This is a genomic window from Micromonospora sp. NPDC052213 (genome assembly GCF_040679695.1).
GTDB lineage: Bacteria > Actinomycetota > Actinomycetes > Mycobacteriales > Micromonosporaceae > Micromonospora.
Map to the genome: position 1 here is coordinate 56,303 of NZ_JBFAVI010000012.1, position 23,222 is coordinate 79,524.

Genomic DNA, 23,222 nt, shown 5'->3' on the forward strand with positions numbered 1-23,222 from the left:
CCGGCCCCACCCGTGGTGCGGCTGGCCGCTACGGCATCTCGGTCGGTACGCAGCGGCTGGAGCCGCCCACCACCACCTCGCCGGTGCCGTCCCGGGAGATGTGTACGCCGAGGTTCGCCCCGTCCCGCTGGAACTGGTAGGCGACCTCGGAATCGCCGCTGCGGTCGGTGGCTCGCCAACCGTCCGCGCTCAGCTCCGGCACCACCTCGGTCAACAGGATCTCGACGGCGCCGGGCGGGACGGGAACCCGGAGGTTGTACTCCCAGCGCACCGACTCGCTCGGTACGCCGGCCGGCCGGAACGGGTCGCAGTCGAGCTGCTCGTCGCGGCTGATCCGGACGTCGGCACCGAACCGCGCGGCGACCGCGTGCAGCACGGCCCGCAGCGGCCCCGCCACGGCGGCCAGCGGCTCGTAGTCGATCGGGCTGGTCATGGCGTCGACGGTACCGTCACCACCGGGCCGCCGGTGAACACCTGGTACATGTTCCACCACGCGTCACTGTGGTAGGTCAGCACGTCGGAGTGCGCGGAGGTGCCCTCCAGCGGTCGACCGTCGGGGTAGTTGCCGGTCTCCAGCCGGACCACACCGGGGAACTCGTCGGGGTCGGCCCCGTGCCCCCAGTTGAAGATGTTGATGTCCCGGACCCAGGCGATCGGGTCGCCCGGGGCGGTCATCGAGTAGCGCTGCACATCGGGCTGGGCCGGGCGCAGGTCCTCCGGGCCGTCCACGCGGTGACCCATGCCCGCCGACTCGATGTGCAGGACCCGGTCGGCGTCCAACCCGTGCTGCTCGGCGGTGCCGACCACGGCGCCGCCGTACGAGTGGCCGGCGAAGGTGACCTGCACGTCGTTGCCGGCCGCGGCGGAGCCGGCGATCTCGGCACGCAGCTCACGGGAGAAGTCGGCGAGCCGGGGCCCGAGGTTGTCGGCGTAGCTGGCCGACGGGGCCTGCGGGAACAGGTTGGAGGGCAGGTCGCCGTCCATCCAGGTGACCATGGCCAGGTCCCGCCGGGGGGCGGCGTCGACGAAACCGGCCGCCGCGTCGCGGTACCGCTCGAAGTTGGCCAGCTCGGAGAAGGTGCCCGGGACGAACACGGCGACGTTGCGGGTGCCGGCGTCGATGTCGCCGACCAGCTCGACCATCGATCCGTCACCGGACGGGTCGAACGAGAGGATCTTGCGGTTCTCGGCGATGACGTTCTCGTACAGTTCGATGCGCGCCTGCGACCGGGTGATGGTCTCCTGCAGACGGTGGTCGGCGACCGGGTCCCCGGTGAGCTGGGCCTGATAGCCGGCGAGGCGTTGCCGTTCGGCGGCCAACTCGGCGGTGATCGCCGACCGGTTGGCCTCGATCCGGGTGCCGAACGGGGCAGTGCCGGCGGGCGCGGCGGCCCCGGCGGCGGCCAGGGTGGTGCCACCGGCCAGACCACCCATCAGCTGTCGGAATGCCTGGCTGACCTGGGTGTCGCCCTGCCGGTAGTTGGTCACCGCGGCGGTCACCCCGGTGGCCAACCGCCGGGTCTGCGTCGCCGCCGACTCCAGCTCGGTGCTGCTGAGCTGCAGGCTGTTGCCGTGTGCCTGCATGGCGCGTTGGGACTGCGGCACCAACCCGAACGCCTGGCCGTCGATGGCATGCGTGGTGAGCTGCCCGCGGATGGTGTTCAACCGGTCGGCGCTTCCGGTGAGCTCGGTCGCCGCGGCGTCCAGTGCGGTCGGGACGGCTCGGAATCCGGCGCTGGTCACCTCCATGACCGGGTCCCGGGCTGGTCCGACTCAGGCTCCTCGCCGATCACCGCGGGCGTCACCACCGACTGCTCGCCCCACACGTCTTCGGTCTCGACCAGCCAGGGCGGGATGCGCCGGCCGCCGGCGGCGTCGCCCGCGCCCATCGGGGCGAAGGGCATCGCCGGCATGAAGCCGCCGGCCATGCCCTTCGCCGCGGCTACCCCGGCGGCGGTTCCCACGGCTCCGGCGAGCCCGCTCGCCGTCGGGCCGCTGGCCTGACCAGCCAAGGACTGGCTCGCCACCGGCGACATGTCGACGCCGCCTCCGCCGCCACCCACACCGCCACCCGCGCCGCCGGCGGAGATCCGGGCACCGCCGGCGGTGGCCTTGTCGTTGGCCGTGGCGACCGGGGCGGTTTCCTTCTTCTCGCCGTTCTTCTCGTCCTTCGGCCTGGCCCCCAGCCCAGGCGGCACGGTGGCGAACCGCCCGCCGAGCGCGGCGGCGGCCGCGGCCAACCCGGCGGTGAACATCGTGCCGAACAGCGGCCGGGGCTGGGTCGCCGGCGGTACCGCGTCCGGGTCGACGGGCGCCTTGTCCGGGTCGACCGGTGTCCCGGCCGGTACGGACGGCGGGTCGCCACCGGGCTGCGGAGCCAGCGGTGGGGCTGGCGTGACCGGCGGTGGCTCCTCGATCGGTGTGCCGGTGGCCGGTCGGGACGCGGCGCTGGGGGTGACCGGCATCGCGTCCTCGGCGGTGACGTACTCGGTGGCGAGGGTGGACATCACCTGCACCGCCTGCTGGTGGGCCGCGTTCGAGGCGGCCTGTGCCCGCTGCTGTGCGTGGACCTCGGCGACCGCCTCGGCCTGGTGCTGACGGAGCGTGTCGACCGTGCTGGCCGGAGTGTCCGCGGGTACGACCAGGGGCGTGGTCGCGGCGGCGACGACGGAGGGGGCGAGATCGGGTACGGCGACCGGGGCGGGCATCGACTTCTGGGCCGTCGTGAGCGCCTCGGCGGAGGAGTAGGCCAGGTCACGCACCGTGAAGGCGGTGCTGGCCACCTGCCGGATACCCGAGGTCAGATCGTTGATCATCAACTTGTACTGTCGGGCGGCGCCGCCGTCCCACCACTGCTCGAACTCGCGGAGCTGGCGCTCGATGTCGCCGGCGCGCTCGTGCAGCGCGGTGCCGGCGGCTCCCCAGCCCTCCGCCGCCTCGGTCACCGACTTCGGATCGCCGGCGTGCAGCATTCGCATGAGTTCGGGGTGGCTGTACTGGCTGAAGTCGCTACGCGCCCGACCGTGTCCACGCGGCATCGTGTCAGTCCCTTCCGTGCGCCCGGAAGGACGTGGCGACGCCGATGTCGTAGTCGGCGTACCCGTCCGCGATCATGCGGGTCACGTCGTTGGCGAAGGCGATCGCCTCCCGCACGGTGTGCAGTAGTTCGTGCATCTGTTCGGCGGCGGCCCGGTGCCGCTCGGCCAGCGACGCCGCCTCGCCGAACTCGCCGAGCCGGACCGGCCGGACGCGCAACTGGCCGAGGCCGTCCGTCGGTTTGCGCATCGCCTCCAGTTGGTCCTCCAACTCGCGGGCGAACGCCAGCAGCGATTCGAGGTGGACCCGGAACGACTCCTCGTGGGACATCGTCGCGCTCTCCTGTCTCGGAGCTCGGCTGAGAACAACGCCGGCCAGCGGGGCGGCGGCGTCGGGTGGAGGCGGATCCCGCCCCACCCCACGCCGCCGCTGATCGCCCCGGCTCAGGCGAAGAAGCTGGTGTTCCTGTTCTCCAGCGCCAACTGGGTGTCGTGCGCCTCGTTCACCTTGCCGGAGAACTGACCGATCACCGCGATGATGTCGGCCAGTGCCGCGCGCAGCCGCGTCTCGGACTGCTCCGCGGCCTGACCGGCGGCGCTGCCGGAGGCGTACCAGGTCTGCTTGATCGGGGCCAGGCTGCTCTGCAGCTGTTCCACGTGGCCGTTCAAGGCCTGGGCCTTGACCTGCAGCGAGTCGGCGGCGGCCCGCAGCGCGCCGAATTCCACATTGATCACATCGGCGGTCATTTCACATCACCCCTTTCCGGGCAGGTTAGGCGCCGGCCAGCCGGCTGAGTACGGGGCTTCCCTCGCCCACGGCGCCGGTGAGGCCCCGCAGGGAATCGGCGGCCGCCATGTCGCCGGTGTTGTAGTTGCGGAAACTCTCGTTGACCAGGCCGGACATGGTCTGCAGTTCCCGTGACGCAACCCGCATGCTCTCCTGCAGCCGGCCCTGCAGCTGCCAGAAAGCGGTGGCCTGGTTACCGGCGTACCGGCTCAGGACCGACACGAGTTCGCTCTCGAGTTGTGCCATGCTCCGAGCCGTGTTGGTGGCGGCTTCGTCGAACCCGCTGACCGCTCGCGTCATCGCGGCGGCATCACTCTGGTATCCGGGACTGGCCACGTCGGGTCACCTCCTCTTGGCAGGGTCGCGCGCCGACTCGCGGCGCCGTACACGCTGGGGATGCTATGCATCCGTCACCCTTGGTAGTACGGCACAAGTACCCGTCGCCGACACGGCACTATTACCCACAGGGACCCGGCGGCCGGGGCCGCCGGGTCCCCGCGTCGACCGGTTCGGATCAGGCCGGGTCGGTCTGTGCCCAGGCGAGCTGCACCAGCGACACCCCGGTCCGCCGGTCCACCAACTGCCCACGTCCGGGCGGTTGTTTGCTGGGTTTGACGTCGCCCAGCAGCGCGCCCTCGTCGCGGGAACCGGAGAGCAGCAGGCCCGGTGTGCCCAGGTCGCGCAGCCGCTGCACGACCGGCTCGAACAGGCTTCGGCTGGCGCCGCCGGAGCGGCGGGTGAGCACCAGATGCAGGCCGACGTCCTTGGCCTGGGGCAGGAAGTCCAGCAGGGGCGCGAGTGGGTTGCGGCTCGGTGACACCACCAGGTCGTAGTCGTCGACGAGGACGAACAGCTCGGGGCCGCTCCACCAGCTGCGCTCGCGCAACTCGGTGGCGGTCACCTCCGGACCGGGCAGGCGTCGCCGCAGTCCCTCCGCCGCCTCGGCGACGAGCTGCTCGAGCACCGGCTCACTGCCGGCGTAGCCGAGCAGGTGCGGGCCGGTGAGGGCGTCCACCAGCCCGCGCCGGTAGTCGGCGACGATGACCGCGGCCTCGGCCACCGGATAGCGGGCCGCGATCTGCTGGGCGAGCACCCGCAGCAGCCCGGTCTTGCCGGACTCCACGTCGCCGAAGGCGATGAAGTGCGGGTCGGCGTCGAAGTCCAGGTAGGCCGGTCCCAGGTCCGCCTCGGCGAGCCCGATCGGGATCCGTCGGTCACCGGGAACCGGACCGGGCAGGTCGGCGGCCGGCACCAGCCTGGGCAGCAACCGCACCTGCGGAGCGCGCGGGCCGTGCCAGCTCGCGTCCACCTGCTTGACCAGGTCGCTCGCGCCGTCGGGCAGGTCGCTGACCGTGGTACGGCCGTCGATGCGCGGCAGCCCGCCGAGGAAGTGCAGCTTGTCGGCGGTGAGCCCGCGCCCCGGAGCCCCCTTCGGCACGTCGGCCGCGGCCCGCCGGTCGTACGCCGAGTCGGCCGGGTCGCCGAGGCGCAGCTCGACGTGGGTGCCGATCAGGTCGCGCAGGGCCGGTCGGATCTCCATCGCCCGGTTGGCCGACAGTACGACGTGCAGGCCGAACCCGAGGCCGCGGGCGGCGAGCGTGGTGACCGACTCGTCCAGCGGCTCGAACTCCTGGCGCAGGGTCATCCAGCCGTCGACGACGAGGAACACGTCGCCGAACGTCCGCCCGTCCGGGCTGGGCGGTGGGCGGCGCCGGAAGTCGGAGATCGAGTCGATGCCGTGCGCGGCGAACGACTGCTCCCGCTCGGCCAGCAGGCCGGTCAGCTCGGCGACGATCCGGCGGACCCGTTCGGTGTCCATCCGGTTGGCGTAGCCGCTGACATGCGGCAGGCCGGCGAGGGTGGCCAGGCCGCCGCCACCGAAGTCGAGCAGGAAGAACTGCGCCTCGGTCGGGGTGTGGGTGAGCGCCAGCGCGGACACCAGGGTGCGCAGCAGGGTGCTCTTGCCGCTCTGCGGTGCGCCGAGCACGAGCGCGTGCCCGGCCGCCCCGGACAGCTCCGCCCACAGCAGGTCCCGGCGTTGCTCGAACGGCTTGTCCACGATGGCCAGTGGCACGGTGAGCTGCCCGTTGCCGGCCCAGCCGACCGGGGTCAGACCGCGCCGCGGATCGACGCCCAGCGGCGGCAGCAGCTGGTCCAGGGCGGGTGGTTCGGCCAGCGGCGGCAGCCAGATCTGGTGCGCGGCGGGCCCGTTGCCGAGCAGCCGGCCGATCATGGCGCTCAGCACGGTCTCGCCCTTGGTCGCCGCGGTGTCGGGGGCGTTCGCCGGTGCCGGTGCGCGTACCGGCTCGGCCGGCGCCAGCGGGGCGAGCCCGAACGGCAGCACCCGCCGCTCGTACGGGATCTCCTCGGCCACGGCGGCGGCCTGCTCGGGCGGCAGTTCGCCGGAGACGTACGCGGCCTTGAACCGTTGCAGCGTGGTGGTGTCCCACTTCAGGTACGCCGAGCCGGGTACCGGCGGCAGTTCGTACGCGTCGGACACCCCGAGCACCGCCCGGCTCTCCGCCGCGGAGAAGGTGCGCAGCCCGATCCGATAGCTCAGGTGGCTGTCCAGGCCGCGTAGCCGCCCCTCCTCGAGCCGTTGCGAGGCGAGCATCAGGTGTACGCCGAGGCTGCGGCCGAGCCGACCGATCATCACGAACAGGTCGATGAACTCGGGCCGGCTGGACAGCAGTTCGCTGAACTCGTCGATGATCACCAGCAGCGAGGGCAGCGGTTGCAGGGGCGCGCCCTCGGTCCGGGCCCGCTCGTAGTCGCGTACCGAGGCGTAGTTCCCGGCGGCCCGCAGGAGTTCCTGGCGGCGGACCAGCTCGCCGCGGAGCGCGTCGGCCATCCGGTCGACCAGGGTCAGGTCGGCCGCGAGGTTGGTGATCACCGCGCAGGTGTGCGGCAGGCCGGTCATGCCGGCGAAGGTGGCGCCACCCTTGAAGTCGATCAACGCGAGGTTGAGCGTCTCCGAGGAGTGGGTGGCGGCGAGCCCGGTGACCAGGGTGCGTAGCAGCTCGCTCTTGCCGGACCCGGTGGCCCCGATCACCAGCCCGTGCGGGCCCATGCCCCCTTCGGCCGACTCCTTGAGGTCCAGGTCGACCGGGCGCCCGTCGGGATCCACCCCGATCGGGATGCGCAGCCGGTCCCGGGCCGACCGGGGGCGCCAGGTGACCGCCGGGTCGAGCCGGCGCGGGTCGCCGATGCCGAGCAGGTCGGCCAGGCCGAAGGTGGTGGACAGCGGTTGCTCGCTGGCCGCCGCCGTGCCGGTGTGCAGCGCGGTGAGCTGCCGGGCGACCACCTCGGCGCCGGCGACGCTGAGCCGGTCGGGCACGCCGACCAGCGAGACGCCGTCCGGGGTGCGCATGCCGAGCCGACCTTCGGAGATCACCAGGTCGAGCGCGTCAGCGCCACCGCCGGACCCGCCGCCGAGCTCCAGCACGGTGGTGCCGGCCAGGCCGTCGGGTGGGGCCAGCCCGGCATCGGGCAGCGTGCCGGCCCCGTCGAGCACGATCAGCAGGTGCGGTGCCTCGGGCCGGGCACCGGGTCTGAACGGGCCGCGGGCCGCCGGGTCGGCCGGGTCGCCGGCCAGTAGCGCGGCCAACTCGGTGAGGGTGGGCGCGACCAACCGCGTCGGTCCACTCGCGTCGGCCCGGCCCGGATGCACCGCGTGGGGCAGCCACTTCAGCCAGTCCCAGGCGCCCTGCCGGTCCGGCCCGACGCAGGCGGCGACGCGCAGGTTGTCCGGGGAGTGGAAGGTGACCAGGTGGGCCAGCAGGGCCCGGGCGAGGGCCAGGATCTCGGGGCGGTCGCCGGCCAGGGTGACCCGCGGGAAGGAACGCAGGGACACCGCCACCGGCAGCCCGCCGACGGTCGCGTAGGTGCGGATGAAGTGCCGCAGCGAGGTGGACGCCACCGGATCGAGGTCCTCCAGCGGGGCGGTCTGCGGCGCCCGCAGCGCGGTGGCCAGCCGCTGCGGCCCGGTGCCGACCCGGACGCGGCCGAAGTCGGGATCGGTGCGGGCCCGTTCCCAGAGCCGCTCGGTGCCGGCGAACGACCACAGGTCGGCCGGGTCGGGCAGGGCCGCCAGGGCCGTCTCCCGTTGCCGGACCGCCACCTCACGGACCTGGCCGCGCAGGCCGCCGAGGTAGCGCAGGTAGTCTCGTCGTTCGTCGTTGATCTGCGCCTTCTTCGAGGCGCCGCCACGGGACAGGCTCATGATGAGCATGCCGGCCATGGCGCTGATGTACAGGGCGCCGAAGATCCAGGTCATCGCCCCACCGGACCGCCCGATGTAGACGAACGACATGGCGCCCATGCCGAGCATCATCGGCAGCATGAACATCAGTTGCATGCCGGCCTGGCCGGACCCGCGGGGCAGGGCGGGCGGGGACTGCAGCATGATCTCGCCGCGTGGTGGTTCGGGCAGTACAGCCCGGCGGCGGAAGGTGTCGGCGGACATCCGGCGGTGCCTCCTCGGCCCGAAGAATCGGAACCCGTGGTCACTTTGACAGAGCAGGTAGTGGGTAGTTTTGCCGTTTAAGGGCTCGCGCGCACCAACCTACGATGACCCGCAACGATCCGGGAACCGCCTCGGCGCGGTCGAGTTGCCCGGCCCGGCGTGGGCGATCTGGCGGGAAGGTGCGAACGATGACGACAGGCTCGTCGTACAACGTGCGGCCGGATGCCGTACGGGGAGTGGTCGGCAACGTCGTCGGCATTCTGCTCCAGGCGTACAGCACGGTGATGGAGTTGGAGCGGCTCACCCTCGCGCCGACGTCGTTCGCGAAACTGGGCTCGCCGGTCGCGTCGGCGAACATCGCGATGCAGGGGCAGGTCGTCGGCACCATGCGGACGCTGCTGCAACTGCTGCAGGAGATCAACGACCTGGTGCACCGCAGCGCCAACGACTACGACGACGCGGACCGGGCGGTCGCCGCCGCGCTGGGCGGGGCGCCCACCGGCACCGACGCGGCGCCCAGCGCCGCCCTCGCCGGCTACGCGATCAACGACAGCGCGGGCGCGGCGGGGGAGCCCGGGTCGGTCGGCAACATCCTGGACTACCTGGGCCGGGCGGGGCTCGGTGAGCTTTCGGCCCGGCCCCTGACCGAAGTGACCTTCCGCGACGCGCGGGACTTCGCCGACTGGCTCGACCGTAGCCCGGCCAACCAGGAACGGGTCGGCCTGTTGGCGGTCTACTCGGGCAGCGGGCGGGACGTCTCCGGCCTGGTGCACCCCGGCGACGTGGTGGTCGTACAGCCCGTCGTCGGTGACGGTGGCCCGGTCATCGGCGTCGCCGGCGCGGGCGGCCAGCTCTACAACCACGGAGCAGTCGGCTCGGCGGCGGAGTTCGGACGCGTCCGGGTCTACCGCCCGATGACGGATGCGACCTCGCTGTGGTGAACCCCGACGGCCTGAAGCCGAGAGAGGTGCGTCGTGTTTGACATCCCCAACTCGGGCGCGATGGACGCCGCCGCCGGCGGACGCGGGCCCGGCACCGTCGCACTGCCCACGATCGTGGGCGGTAACCCGCAAGCCATCCTTGCCCACTCAGCGGCGTTGACCGCGCGGGTGGCCCGACTGGTCACTCTGTTGGCCGACCTGGAGCGGGCCCGCGAGCAACTGCGTGAGGTGTGGTCCGCCGGGTCGGCGAGCGACTCCGTGGTGCAGAAGCTGAACAAGTCCTTCGCCAGCTTCCAGCAGATCATCGAGACCGTGTACGCCGGCGTTCGGGAACTCGAGGGCGCCGCCGCGCAGTTGACCACCGCGCAGGCGGCCTACCGGGCAGTGGTCAGCGCGGTCAACCCGACGGTGGCCGCCCTGATGTCCAATCCGTACACCCGGGCGGCCGGCCGGGCCCTGGCGGTCAGCACCACCGGGATCCTCAAGGCGTTCCTCACCGGTATCGGTGGCATCCTCACCGCCATCGGGGTGACCAACCTCGGCCAGATCCTGACCGGTCTGGCCACCATCGTCGGCCAGGTCGAGCAGCTGTTCTCGAAGAACAACGACGGCGGCTCAGTGCCCGCTCCGGCGCTGCCGCCCGGGAGCGCGGGCAACCCCGTGCTCGCGCCACCACCGATGGCCAGCGTCGCCACCGGCGCGGGACAGGTGGCCCTGGGCGGCAGCTTCGGCACCAGCGGCTACGGCATGCCGACGTTCACCGGCGCCGGCTACCCGGCCAGCGGTTCGATGAGCAGCTACCTGCCGCCGGCGCTCGGCACCGACCAGTGGGTCGCGGTCCACCCCGGTCAGTCCTCGCTCCCCGGCGGGGCGCCGGTGACGATGACGCCACACGGCCCGGTGCAGACGCTGCCGATCCCACCGGCCGCGCCGGTGGACGGGCCGGCGTCGTCCGCCCCGTCCGGGCCCGGCGACGACGGCGACGACGAGGTGACGATCACGGCCAGCAAGGGCGACATGACGTTGACCGTCGAGGTGCCGGTGGACACCGGACGCGCGTTCGACATCGAGGTCACCGCCAGCTCCGGTGGGCAGAGCGTCAACGCCGACATCAGCGTCGGCGCCGACGGCTCGATCAAGGTGGACTGACCGGTGACCGGCGTCTCTCCCGCCCTGGTCGGCCACACCGTGAACCTGTCGGGCGCGCTGTCCTGGCTGCTCTCCCGGTACGCCACGGTGCTCGCCGAATACCGCCGGCAGATGACCGGCGACCCGGCCGGGCTGCGGACCGTGGCCCACTCCTATCTGGCGGTCGCCGACCAGGCGGCGGGCGTCTGCGGTGAGCTGGTCCGACGCCGGACCGGGCTCTCGGCGCAGTGGCACGGCTCGGCGTACGACGCGTTCGGCGCCGCCGCCGGCCGGGTCACCACCGGGCTGGACGGCACCGAGGCGCGGCTGCGCCGGCACGCCGCCGCGCTGGAACGCGCAGCCGGCGGCCTGGAGGCCGCCGCGAGCACCGCCGACACCGTCATCGCCCGGTTCCGGGCCAACGCCCAGCTCCTGGTGGCCGCCGCCGGGGCGGTGCCGAGCAGCCAGGTCTCCGTTCTGCTCGGGCACGCCCGGAACATCGGTGAGCAGGCGTTGGGTGCGATGCGCGGGGTGTGGGACCGGCTTGGTGTGGTGCTGGCGCAGGTCGCCACCGAGCTCGGCGGGCCGCACCCGGTGGGCGCCGCCGGTCCGGCCGCCGCGGCCGGCGCCGACGGACGCCTGGCGGGAGAGGCGGTGCGGGCCGCGCTCGCCGGAGACGCCTCGCCAACGCAGTTCCGCCAGAGCATGGCGCAACTCGCCGTGATCACCGACCGGGTACGCACCGGCCAACCACCGTCCGCTGCGGACAAGGCCTTCCTGGCCTCGTTCTACGGCGCGCTCGGCGACCGGGTGTTCGACCTGCCGGGATACGTCAACGCCACCGAGCACCGCTACCAGACCAGTCTGTTCGGCATTTTCGGCGAGACTGCCCCGGGCTTCGCCCCCGCCGACCGGCAGGAGATGCTGCGGACCGTCGGCAACGGCATCCTCACCCTGTCGCAGGACCCGGCCGACCTGCCTGCCGCGGTCCGCGACCTCGTGCACACCCCGGCGGCCACCGAGACCAACATCGGCACCAACTCGTTCGGCTTCACGCACGAGGTGCCGGCGACGCCGGGCCGCGCACCGTTGACCGGGGTGCTCGGCGAGACGGTCTACACCAACCGGCTCGACGTGCCCCGCTACGCCCAGTGGGAGGCGCTGTCGCAGCTGACCGGCGCGGCCGACCGGGATCTCGTCGCCGGAGCCGACTACTCCGCCGCGGTGACCCGTCGGGTCGGCGAGATGGCCGACGTCACCCAGCGACTGGACGACCTCTCCCGGCACAGCCCCGACCAGCCCGGGTACTACGTGTCGACCGACGACGCGGTGCTCTGGGACAAGCCCCGGGTGGATGCGACGATGACCACGCTGCTCGACGTGTCCACCCGGAACCACGTCGCCGACGCGGCGCTGGCCAGCGACGGCGAGACACTGCGCCGACTGGCCGGCTTCGGGTGGGCGGACGACGGCCGCACCGCGGGCCGGGTCGTCGACTGGATCGGCGCCGGAACCGCCGATCCCGCCGAGCGCGACCTGGCCCGCGGTGCCTACGTCAACCTCACGCAGACGATGACCGACCCGGCGTCGTACCCGCAGACCCTGGCCGCGATGCGGGAGAACCCGCACTTCGCCGAGGCGGTCGCCCGGGCCACCGTGCCGAACCTGGATCTGTACGCCCAGCCGCTCGACGGATTGGACACCGATCCGGCGGCGCAGCGCCTGGGCAGCACCGACGCCCGGCACATGCTGATGCTCGGTCAGGTCACCCAGGACGGTCGTGACGAGATCAGCGCGGCGGCGGACCTGTACCAGGAGTACCTGCTGCGCCAGGCCGACGCCGGCACGATCCCGATGGAACAGGCGGGCCGGTACGCCGGCAACGTCGACGGCCTGACCAACGCCGCGGCCGCCAACGCGATCTGGTACGCCAACGTGCAGGACGCCGAGCAGGCCACCCGTACGGCGCAGGAGGCGTACGCCCGGCAGGTGGCGATCGCCAACGCGGTCAAGGACGTGGTCGGGTTCGGTGTCGGCAAGCTGCCGGAGGTCGGCGGGTTCGCCGGCTTCGCCTTCGGGCAGGCGGCCGACGTCGTCACCGGCGCCCTGCAGGCACCCGCTCCGGTGCATCCGCAGAGCGTGCCCACCGATGTGTTCCACCACCCGCAGTTCACCGGCAACGGGACCGTCTACACGGCGGCCGGCGACCTCGCCGGTTTCGAGCTACGCAACGGCGGATCGGCCCCGACCGTACCGGTTGGCGCGCTGCATGGCGCGGCCGCGGAGGAGGCCGTACGGTGGGCCCGGGCCGACCCGGGCCGGGCCGACTACATGGACGCCTACACCACCGCCGCGCAGTACGTGTATCTCGCAAACCTTGCGACTCATACCCGTGAGTCGATCCAATACGACGTGCAGGGGCGGCGGCCGTAGCCCACTGGCGGGCCACGGCACGGGCGGGTAGCGGTGACACCGGAGGGAAGACGACAGATGGAACCGGCGATCGAGGATCTGCTCGCCCAGGTGCGTGAGCAGCAACAGCGGATCGAGGAGATCCAGCGCTCGGTGGCGACGATGGAGCTGACCGCGTACGCCGGCAACGGCGACGTCACCGTGAAGCTCAAGGGTGACGGCCGGTTCACCGAGGTGACCATCGACCCGCAGGTGATGCGTCGCTACGACGCGCACACCCTCGGTCAACTCGTGTTGGAGGCGGTGAACGACGGCCTGGCCAAGCTGGCGGCGGCCAACGAGGCGAAGTACGCCCCGCTGCTCGGCGAGGCGCAGCAGTGACCACTGCGGTTGCCCCTCGGCGGGTCACCGTGGTAGCTCCCCACGCCCGTCTCGACGTGTCGTTGCCGATACAGAGCACGGTGGCGGAGCTGCTTCCGCAACTGGTCCGGCTGCTGGCGACCAACGCCGACCGGGCCGATCGGGCCGGCGGGGTCGGCTGGGAACTGCGTCGCTTCGGTGGGCCGCCGTTGGACGGTGCGGTCACCGTCAGCGGCGCCGGGGTGCGCGACGGCGAGGTGCTCTACCTGGACACGGTCGACCGGCGGGCCACCCCGATGCTCTTCGACGACGTGGTGGACGCCATCGCGAGCGCCGCCGCGGACCGGCCCGGGGTGTGGCGGGCAGCGGCGTCCCGAAAGGTCGGCGGTGCGGTCGCCGCGCTGGCCTTCACCGCGGTCGCGGTCGCGGTCGGCTACAGCGGGCTCGCCGCGTCGACCGTCGCGCTGCTGTCCGGCATCCTGGCCCTGATACTGCTGCTTGCCAGCGGAGCGTTGTCGCGGGCGTTCGGCGAGCGAGGTCTGGGCGCGGCGGTGGCCGCCGGTGGCGTACCGGCGGCGATGATCGGCGGGCTGGCGGCGATCGGTGGCCTGGGCGCGGCGATGGAGCTGACCGCGGGTCGACTGGCGCTGGCCGGCGCGGCGGCCACTCTCTACACGGCGGTGGCCGCCGTGGTCGTGGCGGAGCAGCGGTTCGCCGCCGCCGCGGTGGCTGCCGCGGTGGGTAGTCTCGGCGCGCTCGCCGACCTGCTCACCGCCTCCTCGCCCGCTTCGGTCGCGGCGGTCACCTGTTGCGTGGCCGTGGTGGCCAGTCCGGCGCTGCCGATGCTCGCGCTTCGGCTCGGCCGGCTGCCGCTGCCCGGGGTACCGACCGACATGGAGGCGTTCCGCGGGGACGAGCGGCCCACGCTCGGACCCGAGGTGGTCGCGGACACCGAGGCCGCCGAACGGATCCTGACCGGTCTGCTCTGCGGCCTGGCGGTCATCGTGGCCGGTTGCGCCGGGATACTCCTGTGGAGCGGCGGTCGCTGGGCGTGGGCGCTGGCCGGTCTGGCCGGCGTGGCGCTGTTGCTCCGTGCCCGGGCCTACGTCGGCGTCGGCCAGCGGGCCGCCCTGTTGCTGGCGGGTGCCGCGTCGGTGCTCGGCCTGACGGCTCGGGCGAGCCTGGCCGGCGGGCCCGGAACGCGGTTGCTCCTCGCCGGGCTGCTCCTGGTGACCGGAGTGGTCTGCGGGACGTACGCGGTCCGGGCCGCCGCCAAGACACCGTCGCCGTACTGGGGCCGGCTGCTCGACGTGGTCGAGTTCCTGGCGCTGCTCAGTCTGGTGCCGGTGGCGGGCGCGGTGCTCGACATCTACGGCGCGGCACGCGCATGGGGCGGCTAACCCACTGGCAGGCCAGCCAGCGGCAGCGTGGCCCAGGCCGCCTCGGCATGTGCCCCGTCCAGTGGGACCAGGTCCCGGTCGAAGCCGGCGGTGGCCTTCCCGACCGCCTCGGCGACCGCCTCCCGGGCTGGTCCGGCGGGCACCCCGAGCCGGATCAGCGCCGTGCTGCGGGTGCCGCCGCCGCGTTGCCGGTCCCACCGTACCGACACGGCACTGACCAGCGCCGGCGTGACGGCGTGCCGGCGGAGCAGCGTGGCGACCTCGCTCAGGCTCCGGGCGGCTCGGCGTGGCCGGAAGCAGACCTGGTGCAGCATGCCCAGCGACCAGTAGTGCCAGGTCTCCGTGCCCGGGTCGTCCGCGCGCCGCGGATCGACACCGAGCACGGCGGCCCACGCGTCGCGCAGTTGACCGCCGTCGAGCGCGGTGACCTGGTGCCCGCCGGCGCGCAGCTCGGCGGCGAGCCGCAGCGCGGCGGTGCCCGCGGCACGTACCGCACCGATCCGGCCACCGCCGCGGGCCCGTACCGCCCGGGTGGCCGTCTCGGGGTCGAGCCGGATGGCGATCCAGCGCGCCGCGTTGCCGGTGCCCGGCGAGGTCCAGTCGACCAGTTGCGCGCCGGCCAGCGGCAGATCGGGGTCGTCGTAGCGGGACAGCAGCCGGCGCAGCAGGTCGTCGAGGTCACCGTCGGGTTCGACGCGCAGCAGCGCGCTCCACGACGTGCCGTCACCGGCCAGCCCGATCCGGTTGCCCGCCCGATCCGCGTCGGTCCGGGTCCGCAGGCCGGGCAGGGCCGGCAGGGCATTTCCGGCGCGGCGCCGGAAGCGGTGCCGGACCACCACCCAGTCGGACAGCCACCGGCCGCGCCAGCGCACCCCGGTAGCGAGCACCACGCCCGCCGCCACCCCGGTGAGGGTGCCGCCGACCGCACCGGACGGTCCGCCGGCCGCGACCGCGCCCAGCACCGCGGTCTGCCAGAGCATCAGCCGGCCGACGCCGAGCCCGCGCAGGGTGCGCGGCCCCACCGGTGGTACGGGCATCGGCGGCGCACTTCGCTGCCGGGTGGAATCGAGGGGCGGTGCGGTGGCCGGTGCGGCTGGCGGCATGGCTCGGCTCCTTGGGCTCGATCTCGTCGGCGATCCGTACCTTATATCCGTAGTTCTAGTGCACCGGGCGTGCATCGCACCATGGCGGGGACGATCTGATGTGGACACAGCGGGACCAACTACAGGCGTACCAGTTCCTTCGCCGCCGGCTCGTCTCGGCGCTGCAGGTCGGTGACGCCAACCACCCGGTGTCGCCGAGTCGCCGTCTGGTCATCGGGTGTGCGCTCGGCGCGGCGGTCGCCCTGCTGGTGACCGCCGGCTTCGGTGTGTACGGCTTTCTGCGGCCCGGGGCGAACACCGACTGGCGCAAGCCCGGCCAGGTGGTGATCGACAAGGACACCGGAGCGGCGTACGTGATGGGCACCGACGGGCTGCTGCACCCGATGCTCAACTACGCCTCCGCGCGCCTGCTCGCGGGCGGTGATGGCACCGCCACCAGCCGGGTGTCGAGCAAGTCGCTGGCGCGTGCGCCGCGCGGCGTCCCGCTCGGGATACCCGGCGCGCCGGCGTCGTTGCCGGGCCGGGATCGGCTGACGACCGGGCCGTTCACCGTCTGTGCGCAGACCGCCGACGGTCGGCCGGCGGGCACCGCGCCGGTCACCACGGCGCTGGCCGGGGTTCCGCCGGTGGGCATCGAGGTGGACGCGGCGACCGCGTTGCTGGTCGCCGGCCCGGACGGTACCGAGCACGCGTTGGTGGCCGGTCGCCGGCACCGGATCACCGACTCGGCCACGGCGGTGGCCCTCGGCTACGACGCGGTACGCCCGCTGCCGGTCAGCGCGGCCTGGCTGAGCGCGGTGATCGCCGGCCCGGACCTGCGACTGATCACGGTGGCGGGGGTAGGCGCCGCCGGGCCCCGGATCGGTGACCGGAGCACCCGGGTCGGCCAGGTGCTCGCCGCCACGACCGTCGGCACCGAACCCCGCTACTACCTCGTCCACGCCGACGGGCTGCTGCCGATCGGGCAGACCGAGGCGGCGCTGGTGCTCGGCAATCCGGCCAACCGCGCGGCGTACCCGGGTGGCGCGGCGCGCGAGATTCCGGTGACGCCGGCCGACGTGGCGCAGTCGCGGCCGGTGGCCGGTAAGGCCGCCGACTATCCGGCCCGACTCGCCCCGCCGGCCGAGGCGCCCCAGGAAGGGGGCGCGGTGTGTGCGACGGTGGACGGCGATCGGGCGGTGGTCAGGCTGGGCGCCGCCACCGGCGTGCCGGCCGGGGCGGAGCCGCTGGCAGCCGGCGGTGGCACGCGAGCCGACAGAGTGTTCGTACCGGCCGGTCGGGCCGCGGTGGTGCGCGAGCGACCGACGCCGCAGGCCGCCCTCGGCACCGTCTTCCTCCTCACCGACCAGGGCGTGCGGTATCCGGTACCGGACGGCGACGCGCTCAAGGCGCTCGGGTACGGGACGGTTCGGCCCACGCCGGTGCCACCGACCGTGCTGGCGCTGTTCCCCGTCGGCCCCGTGCTGGACCCGGCCGCCGCCCGACGGCCAGCCACGCCGGGCGTCACCACCCCGGCCACCGGCGCGGGGGAGCCCCGGTGACCGGCGTGCCGACGATCGAGGTGTCGGTGGTGGAGGACCACCCCCTCTATCGGGCCGCGCTGGTCCGGGCGCTCGGGGACGCACCGGATGTCCAGGTCAGGGTGACCGCCAAGTCCGTGGAGGAGTTCGCGGCGTACCGGCAGCCCGGCGGGGGAGTGGCGATCCTCGATCTGCGGCTCCCGGGGGTACGCGACGCGGCGGCGGTGGTCGCGGTCACCGGGATGGGTCACCGGGTGCTGGTGGTGTCCGCGCACGGTGACCAGTCCGACGTGCTCGGGGCGATCGCCGCCGGGGCCCGTGGCTACCTGACGAAGGACGCCGACGCCGACGAGATCCTCCGGGCGGTACGGGAGATCGCCGCCGGCAACACCTACGTGTCGCCGACCCTGGCCTCGATCCTGCTGGACTCGTCCCGGGGACGGCAGCCGCTGTACCGGGTGCCGTTGTCCGACCGGGAACGTCAGGTGCTGTCGCTGCTGGCAGCCGGCGAACGGGACCAGGACATCGCGGAGGCGTTGGCGATCAGCGTCCGTACCGTCCGATCCCACCTCGACCGGATCCGGGAGAAGACGGGGCGTCGTCGGCGGCCGGAGCTGACCCGGCTGGCGATCGAGGAGGGTATCGCCGCACCGGCACAGAACCGCTGACGGTGCGAGCTGCCCGATTCCAGGCCGCGCGGCGGAGCAGGCGGAGGCCGTTGAGGCCGACGATGATGGTGGAGCCTTCATGGCCGGCCACGCCGAGCGGCAGGGGCAGCGTGCCGATGAGGTCCCAGGCGACCAGGACGGCGATGAAGGTTCCGGCGATGGCGAGGTTCGCGATGACGAGCCGGCGGGCGCGGCGGGCCAGCTGGATGACGGCGGGCAGGGTGGCGAGTTCGTCGCGGGTGATGACGGTGTCGGCGGTGTCGAGCGCGAGGTCGGCGCCGGCGCGCCCCATGGCGACGCCGACGTGGGCGGCGGCCAGGGCGGGGGCGTCGTTGACGCCGTCGCCCACCAGGACCACGCGGTCCCCGTGGTCTTCCAGTTCGCGCACCGCGGTGACCTTGTCCTGGGGGAGCAGGCCGGCGCGGACGTCGGTGATGCCGACCTCGGCGGCGAGCCGTCGGGCGGCGCGTTCGTTGTCGCCGGTCAGGAGCAGCGGGCGCGCTCCGGTCACCGCGGTGAGTTGCGCGACCGTTGCGGCGGCGTCCGCGCGGAGCTTGTCGGCGAGGCCCAACACGGCGGCGGGTTCGCCATCGACCCGGACCACGACCGCTGTTCGGCCCGCCTGCTCCAGCTCGTCGACGATGGCGCGTAGTGAGTCGTCATGGCTCTTGAGGAGTCCGACGGGGCTGCCGACGTCGACCTGGTAGCCGTCGACGTGGGCGGTGACGCCGCGCCCGGGAGTCGAGGTGAAGGCGTCCGACGGGGGTAGCGGGAGCTGCGCATCGCGGGCGGCCGCGACCACAGCGCGGGCCAGGGGATGCTCGGACGAGCTCTCGGCAGCGGCGGCGAGGGCGAGCAGTCGGTCTTCGGTGAGGCTGGCGTGGGGCAGGAGCCGGATGTCGGTCAGGTGCGGGGCGCCTTCGGTGAGGGTGCCGGTCTTGTCGAACGCGATCCGCGTGGCGGTGGCGAGTTGTTCCATCACCACGGCGGACTTGACCAGCACGCCGTGCCGGCCGGCGTTGGCGATCGCGGACAGCAGCGGCGGCATGGTGGCCAGCACCACCGCGCACGGGGAGGCGACGATCATGAAGGTCATCGCGCGCAGCAGCGTCGGTTGGAGTTCGGCACCCAGCGCCAACGGGATCACGAAGAGGGCGACCGTGGCGGCGACCATGCCCACGGAGTAGCGCTGTTCGATCTTCTCGATGAACAGCTGCACGCGGGCTTTCGTCGCGCTGGCCTCGGCGACCATGGCGACGATCCGGGCGATGACCGTGTCGCCGGCCGGACGGGTCACGCGGACGCGGAGCGCGCCCGTGCCGTTGAGGGTGCCGGCGAACACCTCGTCGCCGGGGTGCTTGTCCACGGGCAGCGGCTCGCCGGTAATGGTGGCCTGGTCGACCTCGCTCGCGCCGTGGGTGACCTCGCCGTCGGCGCCGATCCGCTCGCCGGGGCGAACCAGGACGACGTCTCCCACGTGCAGGTCGGCGGCTTCGACGGTCTCCTGACCGGTCGCGGTGAGGCGGGTGGCTGTGTCGGGCGCGAGGTCGAGCAGGCCGTTGACGGAGTCCTCTGTGCGTTTGGTGGCGGTAGCTTCCAGCGCGCCGGAGATGGCGAAGATGACGATGAGCAACGCCCCGTCGAGAACCTGCCCGATGGCCGCCGCGCCGACCGCCGCCAGGACCATCAGCAGGTCGACGTCGAGCTTGCGCTCGCGCAGCGCCTGCAGGCCCGCCCAGCCCGGCTCCCACCCGCCGGCGACGTAGCAGGCCAGATACAACGCCCACCACGCCCAACTCGGAGCGGGGGACAGCTGGGTCAGCAGACCCAGCCCGAACAGGCCGGTCGCCGCGGCAGCCCAGCGAACCTCCCGCAGCGACCACAGGGCGGTCCGCCGCTGACCAGCCCGACGCGTCGGGACCGGATGCGCGGGCTGGGCGGTGGACGGGTTCTCCACGCTCGTCGTCACCCAGGCATCTTATATGCGCAGTCATGCAGATACGCAAATAGCGGGATGGTCGGTATGCTCAGGCCATGCACACGTCGCTGCCCGACTTCGACATGCCCAACGAGGAGCAGGTGCATCTGGCGGCCGAGACGTTCCGACTCCTGGCCGACCCCACCCGGATCAAGGTCCTCTGGGCGCTCCTGCAGGGCGAATCGTCCGTTGCCTGCCTCGCTGAACTGGCCGGAGCGGCCCCCACGGCAGTCAGTCAGCACCTGGCCAAGCTCCGCCTCGCCGGGCTGGTCAAGGGGCGTCGCGAGGGAACGTTCGTCTACTACTCCGCCGCCGACGAGCACGTTCGGCGGCTACTCCGGCAAGCCCTGTTCCACGCCGACCACATCGACCGCAACCTGTCCGAAGCGCCGACCGCGTAGCCGATCAGCCACGCGAGCGGGCTCGGCCGGCTGGTCAGCGGCGATACGTCAGCTCGAAGTCGAGCCGCCAGTCGACACCGTTCTCGGACGTCTCCCATTGCCCGTCGATGGTGTCGCCGTCCGGGCTGAGCGTGCCGGTGAAGCGTTGGTTGAAGCCAGGGGCGTCCCGCGTCAGCCGCCAGACGCCGTCGGCGAAGGTCATCCGGTAGACCCGATGCACGCCGCGCGCGTCGGCGTACAGCATGGTGAACTCCCCGCCGGCGTCGTCGAGCCCGATCAGCGACGTCGTGGGCAACGGGTTGTTCTCTCGCCAGGCTCGCGGTGCGCTGGCCGGCAGCGGCTCGGCGTCGGAGAACTGCCGCAGGAAATTGCCGTCCTCGACCCAGGAGAAGTTCGTCCACCCGGCACCGAGGCCCTGGACCTTCGGCTGCACCGTCCACCGGCCGACGAGCGGGTCGAGTCGCGCGAGCGCGGGATGCCGCTCGGACATGTCCGTACCTCCTCCTCCTGGCGACAGTCCTCACGGTAACGGCCAAGGCGCCGGAGCGTCAGCTCGGCGCGGTCCGCCCGCCCGGCCCGACCGGGCCCCAGCTGTTGGTCGATGAACAGCAGCAGGTACCACGACCAGGGTGCCGAGGGCGTCACCATGACGGTGACGCCCTCGGTCAGCGGATGCGGGGTGCTGCGTGCGGTGCTACGGCTTGCAGATCTGGTATGCCTTCTGGAAGCCGGATTCGCTCGCCGCGTCCTGCACCGCGACGAACTCGCTGTCACCGAACCCCCACCCGGCCGGCGCGCCCGTCGAGGAGTCCATCACCCACAGGTCGCGGCCGTCGTCGCAGCGGAACCCCCCGACGACCTGGACGCCGCCGGAACGGTCGAGACATCCGCGTTCGGCCTCCGCTTGCTCGATCTTCTGACCTGGCTTGAAGAGGTCGCCGCATGCGAGCAGGGCGGGCGTGGTCGGCGCCGACGCAGGAGAGGTGCTGCTGTCTCCGTCTTCGCCGCATCCGGCCAGGGCGAGCAGTATGGCAGCGGCGGCGGTAAATGTGGGCGTGCGGATCATGGCGGGCACCATACAGAAATCGGTCGAGGTTCGCTGGCCCTATCGGCGCGCCCCGCGAGCCGAACGGCGGACCCGAATTCCCGTCCGAGGGCAGGTCTTCGCGGCTTGGAGCGATTCCTCGATCCGCCAGCGGCGACCGGCCACCGACACGAGAACGTTGCGCGACCGTTGTCGGCTGTCACCGCCCCGGGAGCGACGTGACCAGAAACCCCACATCAAAATGCGTTCCGTTCACCACCCGTTCCCGGGAGTGTCAGGCCGGGCCGTTGGGATGTCGAGGAACAGATGCCCGACCTGTCCGGAAGGCAACGCCTCATGTCACACTCCCCACTCCCGCTGCCCCGACGTCGCTTTCTCGCTCTCGGCGGTATCGCCGTGGGTGCGGCGGTCCTCGCCGCCGAGCCCGCTTCGGCGACGTCCACCGCCTCGGACGGCCGGGTCACCCTGCCGGGCTACGTGTTCACACTCGGTGTGGCGTCCGGCGACCCGACGTCCGACGGTGTTGTGCTCTGGACCCGCCTGGCACCGGACCCGCTCGCCCTCGACGGGCTCGGCGGCATGCCCGATCGCCCGGTCCTGGTGCGGTGGGAGATGGCGGAGGACGAGAACTTCCGCCGGGTGGTGCGTCGCGGCGTCGAACGCGCCACGGCCGACTGGGGGTACTCGGTGCACGTCGAGGTGCACGGCCTGCGGCCGGACCGCGTGTACTGGTACCGGTTCCGGATCGCCGACCAGGTCAGCCCGGTGGGCCGTACCCGCACGGCACCGCGCCCCGGGACCGCGCTCCAGTCGCTGAGCTTCGCGTTCGCGAGCTGCCAGGCATACACCGATGGCCACTTCACCGCGTTCGCGCACATGGCCCGCGAGGATCTGGACCTCGTCGTCCACCTCGGCGACTACATCTACGAGGGCGGCGGCGCCGGCTCGATCGGCCGCGCCCACTACCCGGCCGTCGAGACGTTCTCCCTGACCGACTACCGGATCCGGTACGCCCAGTACAAGCTCGACCCGTCGTTGCGGGCCGCGCACGCCGTCGCGCCCTGGGTGGTGGCGCCGGACGACCACGACGTGGAGAACAACTGGGCCGGTGACCACTCCCAGCCGGACACCGAGCCGGACCAGGACCCAGCCGTGTTCCGGCTCCGCCGGGCCGCCGCGTACCAGGCGTACTACGAGAACCTGCCCCTGCGGGCGTCGTCGATGCCGCAGGGCCCGGAGATGCAGGTCTACCGGCGCCTGCAGTTCGGCGACCTGCTGCAGCTCGACGTGCTCGACACCCGGCGGTTCCGTGACCGGCAGCTCACCGACGCGTCGCTGCGCTGGGACCCGAAGCGGCAGATGCTCGGCGCCGAGCAGGAGGCATGGCTGCTGGCCGGGCTCGCCGCGTCCACCGCGCGATGGAACGTGCTCGGCAACCAGATCTTCGCCATGGAGGCCGACCACACCGCAGGCCCGGCGAAGCGGTACGGCATGGACACCTGGGACGGGTACGCCGCCGCGCGCCAGCGGCTCTTCGACGGCGTGGCGGAGCGGAACGTCGAGAACTTCCTCGTCGTCACCGGTGACGCCCACCGCAGCGTGGCCGCCGATCTCAAGCTGGACTTCTCCGACCCGGGGTCGCGGACGATCGGCACCGAGTTCCTCGGCACGTCGATCAGCTCGGGCGGCAACGGGACCGACCACGACAGCCTCGGCGTGACCTGGCTGGCCGAGAACCCGCACATGAGGTTCCACAACTCCCAGCGCGGGTACCAGGTGTGCCACCTGGGCCGCGACGAGATGCGCACCGACTACCGGGTGGTGCCGTTCGTCAACGTGCCGGGCGCGCCGGTGTCGACGCGGGCGAGCGTCCACGTGCAGAGCGGGCGGCCCGGGGTGGCGCACGTGTCCGCGTGACGGTGTGATCCGAGCGTGGCGGGGCGGGGCGGCGGGGCGGGGGGGGGGGGCCCGCCCCCGGA

At 73.0% G+C, this 23,222-nt stretch carries 19 protein-coding genes and 1 pseudogene; 9 read left to right on the forward strand and 11 right to left on the reverse strand.

Annotation, left to right across the window (positions count from 1 at the left end; genetic code table 11):
- Positions 1 to 28: 28 nt before the first annotated feature.
- The 7 genes from AB0L34_RS05565 to eccCa form a co-directional block, all read right to left on the reverse strand.
- Positions 29 to 433: a hypothetical protein gene (locus AB0L34_RS05565; protein WP_363702152.1), complete on the reverse strand. Its 405-nt coding sequence runs from the start codon at positions 431 to 433 to the stop codon at positions 29 to 31.
- Positions 430 to 1,749: an alpha/beta hydrolase gene (locus AB0L34_RS05570; protein ID WP_363702154.1), complete on the reverse strand. Its 1,320-nt coding sequence runs from the start codon at positions 1,747 to 1,749 to the stop codon at positions 430 to 432. The genes AB0L34_RS05565 and AB0L34_RS05570 overlap by 4 nt, the downstream gene beginning before the upstream one ends.
- On the reverse strand, positions 1,740 to 3,038 hold the full coding sequence (locus AB0L34_RS05575) for a WXG100 family type VII secretion target (RefSeq protein ID WP_363702156.1): 1,299 nt from the start codon (positions 3,036 to 3,038) through the stop codon (positions 1,740 to 1,742). Before AB0L34_RS05575 ends, AB0L34_RS05570 begins: the two co-directional genes overlap by 10 nt.
- A 4-nt stretch (positions 3,039 to 3,042) precedes the next feature.
- Positions 3,043 to 3,366, reverse strand: a complete 324-nt coding sequence (locus AB0L34_RS05580) for a hypothetical protein (RefSeq protein WP_363702158.1) — start codon at positions 3,364 to 3,366, stop codon at positions 3,043 to 3,045.
- Positions 3,367 to 3,479: 113 nt separating this feature from the next.
- On the reverse strand, positions 3,480 to 3,782 hold the full coding sequence (locus AB0L34_RS05585) for a WXG100 family type VII secretion target (RefSeq protein WP_350705957.1): 303 nt from the start codon (positions 3,780 to 3,782) through the stop codon (positions 3,480 to 3,482).
- 25 nt (positions 3,783 to 3,807) lie between these two features.
- Positions 3,808 to 4,158, reverse strand: coding sequence for a hypothetical protein (locus AB0L34_RS05590; protein ID WP_350705959.1), 351 nt, complete (start codon positions 4,156 to 4,158; stop codon positions 3,808 to 3,810).
- Between the two features lie 178 nt (positions 4,159 to 4,336).
- Complete coding sequence (gene eccCa / locus AB0L34_RS05595; protein ID WP_363702160.1) at positions 4,337 to 8,287, reverse strand: type VII secretion protein EccCa; 3,951 nt, start codon at positions 8,285 to 8,287, stop codon at positions 4,337 to 4,339.
- Positions 8,288 to 8,475: 188 nt separating this feature from the next.
- Between eccCa and AB0L34_RS05600 the strand changes: the two genes are divergently transcribed.
- From AB0L34_RS05600 to eccD, 5 genes are read left to right on the forward strand one after another with little or no spacing between them, the layout of a single operon-like run.
- Positions 8,476 to 9,228 carry a WXG100 family type VII secretion target gene (locus tag AB0L34_RS05600; RefSeq protein ID WP_363702162.1) on the forward strand — a complete coding sequence of 251 codons (753 nt, stop codon included), beginning with the start codon at positions 8,476 to 8,478 and terminating at the stop codon, positions 9,226 to 9,228.
- Between the two features lie 33 nt (positions 9,229 to 9,261).
- On the forward strand, positions 9,262 to 10,377 hold the full coding sequence (locus AB0L34_RS05605) for a hypothetical protein (RefSeq protein WP_363702164.1): 1,116 nt from the start codon (positions 9,262 to 9,264) through the stop codon (positions 10,375 to 10,377).
- A gap of 3 nt (positions 10,378 to 10,380) precedes the next feature.
- Positions 10,381 to 12,789, forward strand: coding sequence for a WXG100 family type VII secretion target (locus AB0L34_RS05610; RefSeq protein WP_363702166.1), 2,409 nt, complete (start codon positions 10,381 to 10,383; stop codon positions 12,787 to 12,789).
- A gap of 57 nt (positions 12,790 to 12,846) precedes the next feature.
- Positions 12,847 to 13,149 (forward strand): YbaB/EbfC family nucleoid-associated protein, encoded by a 303-nt coding sequence (locus AB0L34_RS05615; RefSeq protein ID WP_357458095.1) that lies wholly within the window; start codon positions 12,847 to 12,849, stop codon positions 13,147 to 13,149.
- 29 nt (positions 13,150 to 13,178) lie between these two features.
- Positions 13,179 to 14,528 carry a type VII secretion integral membrane protein EccD gene (gene eccD, locus AB0L34_RS05620; RefSeq protein ID WP_363702188.1) on the forward strand — a complete coding sequence of 450 codons (1,350 nt, stop codon included), beginning with the start codon at positions 13,179 to 13,181 and terminating at the stop codon, positions 14,526 to 14,528.
- Here the strand turns inward: eccD and AB0L34_RS05625 are convergent.
- Positions 14,525 to 15,565 carry a type VII secretion protein EccE gene (locus AB0L34_RS05625; RefSeq protein ID WP_363702168.1) on the reverse strand — a complete coding sequence of 347 codons (1,041 nt, stop codon included), beginning with the start codon at positions 15,563 to 15,565 and terminating at the stop codon, positions 14,525 to 14,527. The two genes, eccD and AB0L34_RS05625, sit on opposite strands and share 4 nt — an antisense overlap.
- Positions 15,566 to 15,729: 164 nt before the next feature.
- Between AB0L34_RS05625 and eccB the strand changes: the two genes are divergently transcribed.
- Complete coding sequence (gene eccB / locus AB0L34_RS05630) at positions 15,730 to 17,172, forward strand: type VII secretion protein EccB (protein ID WP_363702170.1); 1,443 nt, start codon at positions 15,730 to 15,732, stop codon at positions 17,170 to 17,172.
- 29 nt (positions 17,173 to 17,201) lie between these two features.
- A pseudogene (locus AB0L34_RS05635) lies at positions 17,202 to 17,720 on the forward strand (response regulator transcription factor); the annotation flags it as partial.
- Here the strand turns inward: AB0L34_RS05635 and AB0L34_RS05640 are convergent.
- Positions 17,695 to 19,788 carry a heavy metal translocating P-type ATPase gene (locus AB0L34_RS05640; RefSeq protein ID WP_363702172.1) on the reverse strand — a complete coding sequence of 698 codons (2,094 nt, stop codon included), beginning with the start codon at positions 19,786 to 19,788 and terminating at the stop codon, positions 17,695 to 17,697. The pseudogene AB0L34_RS05635 and the gene AB0L34_RS05640 overlap by 26 nt on opposite strands.
- A gap of 65 nt (positions 19,789 to 19,853) precedes the next feature.
- On the opposite strand from AB0L34_RS05640, the gene AB0L34_RS05645 reads away from it, so the two are divergent.
- Complete coding sequence (locus AB0L34_RS05645; protein WP_357458084.1) at positions 19,854 to 20,198, forward strand: metalloregulator ArsR/SmtB family transcription factor; 345 nt, start codon at positions 19,854 to 19,856, stop codon at positions 20,196 to 20,198.
- Positions 20,199 to 20,232: 34 nt separating this feature from the next.
- On the opposite strand, the gene AB0L34_RS05650 is transcribed toward AB0L34_RS05645, so the two are convergent.
- The gene (locus AB0L34_RS05650) at positions 20,233 to 20,688 is read right to left on the reverse strand and encodes a hypothetical protein (protein ID WP_363702174.1); all 456 of its coding nucleotides are present in this window, start codon (positions 20,686 to 20,688) and stop codon (positions 20,233 to 20,235) included.
- Positions 20,689 to 20,892: 204 nt separating this feature from the next.
- Positions 20,893 to 21,264, reverse strand: a complete 372-nt coding sequence (locus AB0L34_RS05655; protein ID WP_363702176.1) for a hypothetical protein — start codon at positions 21,262 to 21,264, stop codon at positions 20,893 to 20,895.
- Positions 21,265 to 21,579: 315 nt separating this feature from the next.
- Between AB0L34_RS05655 and AB0L34_RS05660 the strand changes: the two genes are divergently transcribed.
- Positions 21,580 to 23,160 (forward strand): alkaline phosphatase D family protein, encoded by a 1,581-nt coding sequence (locus AB0L34_RS05660; RefSeq protein ID WP_363702178.1) that lies wholly within the window; start codon positions 21,580 to 21,582, stop codon positions 23,158 to 23,160.
- Positions 23,161 to 23,222 lie beyond the last annotated feature (62 nt).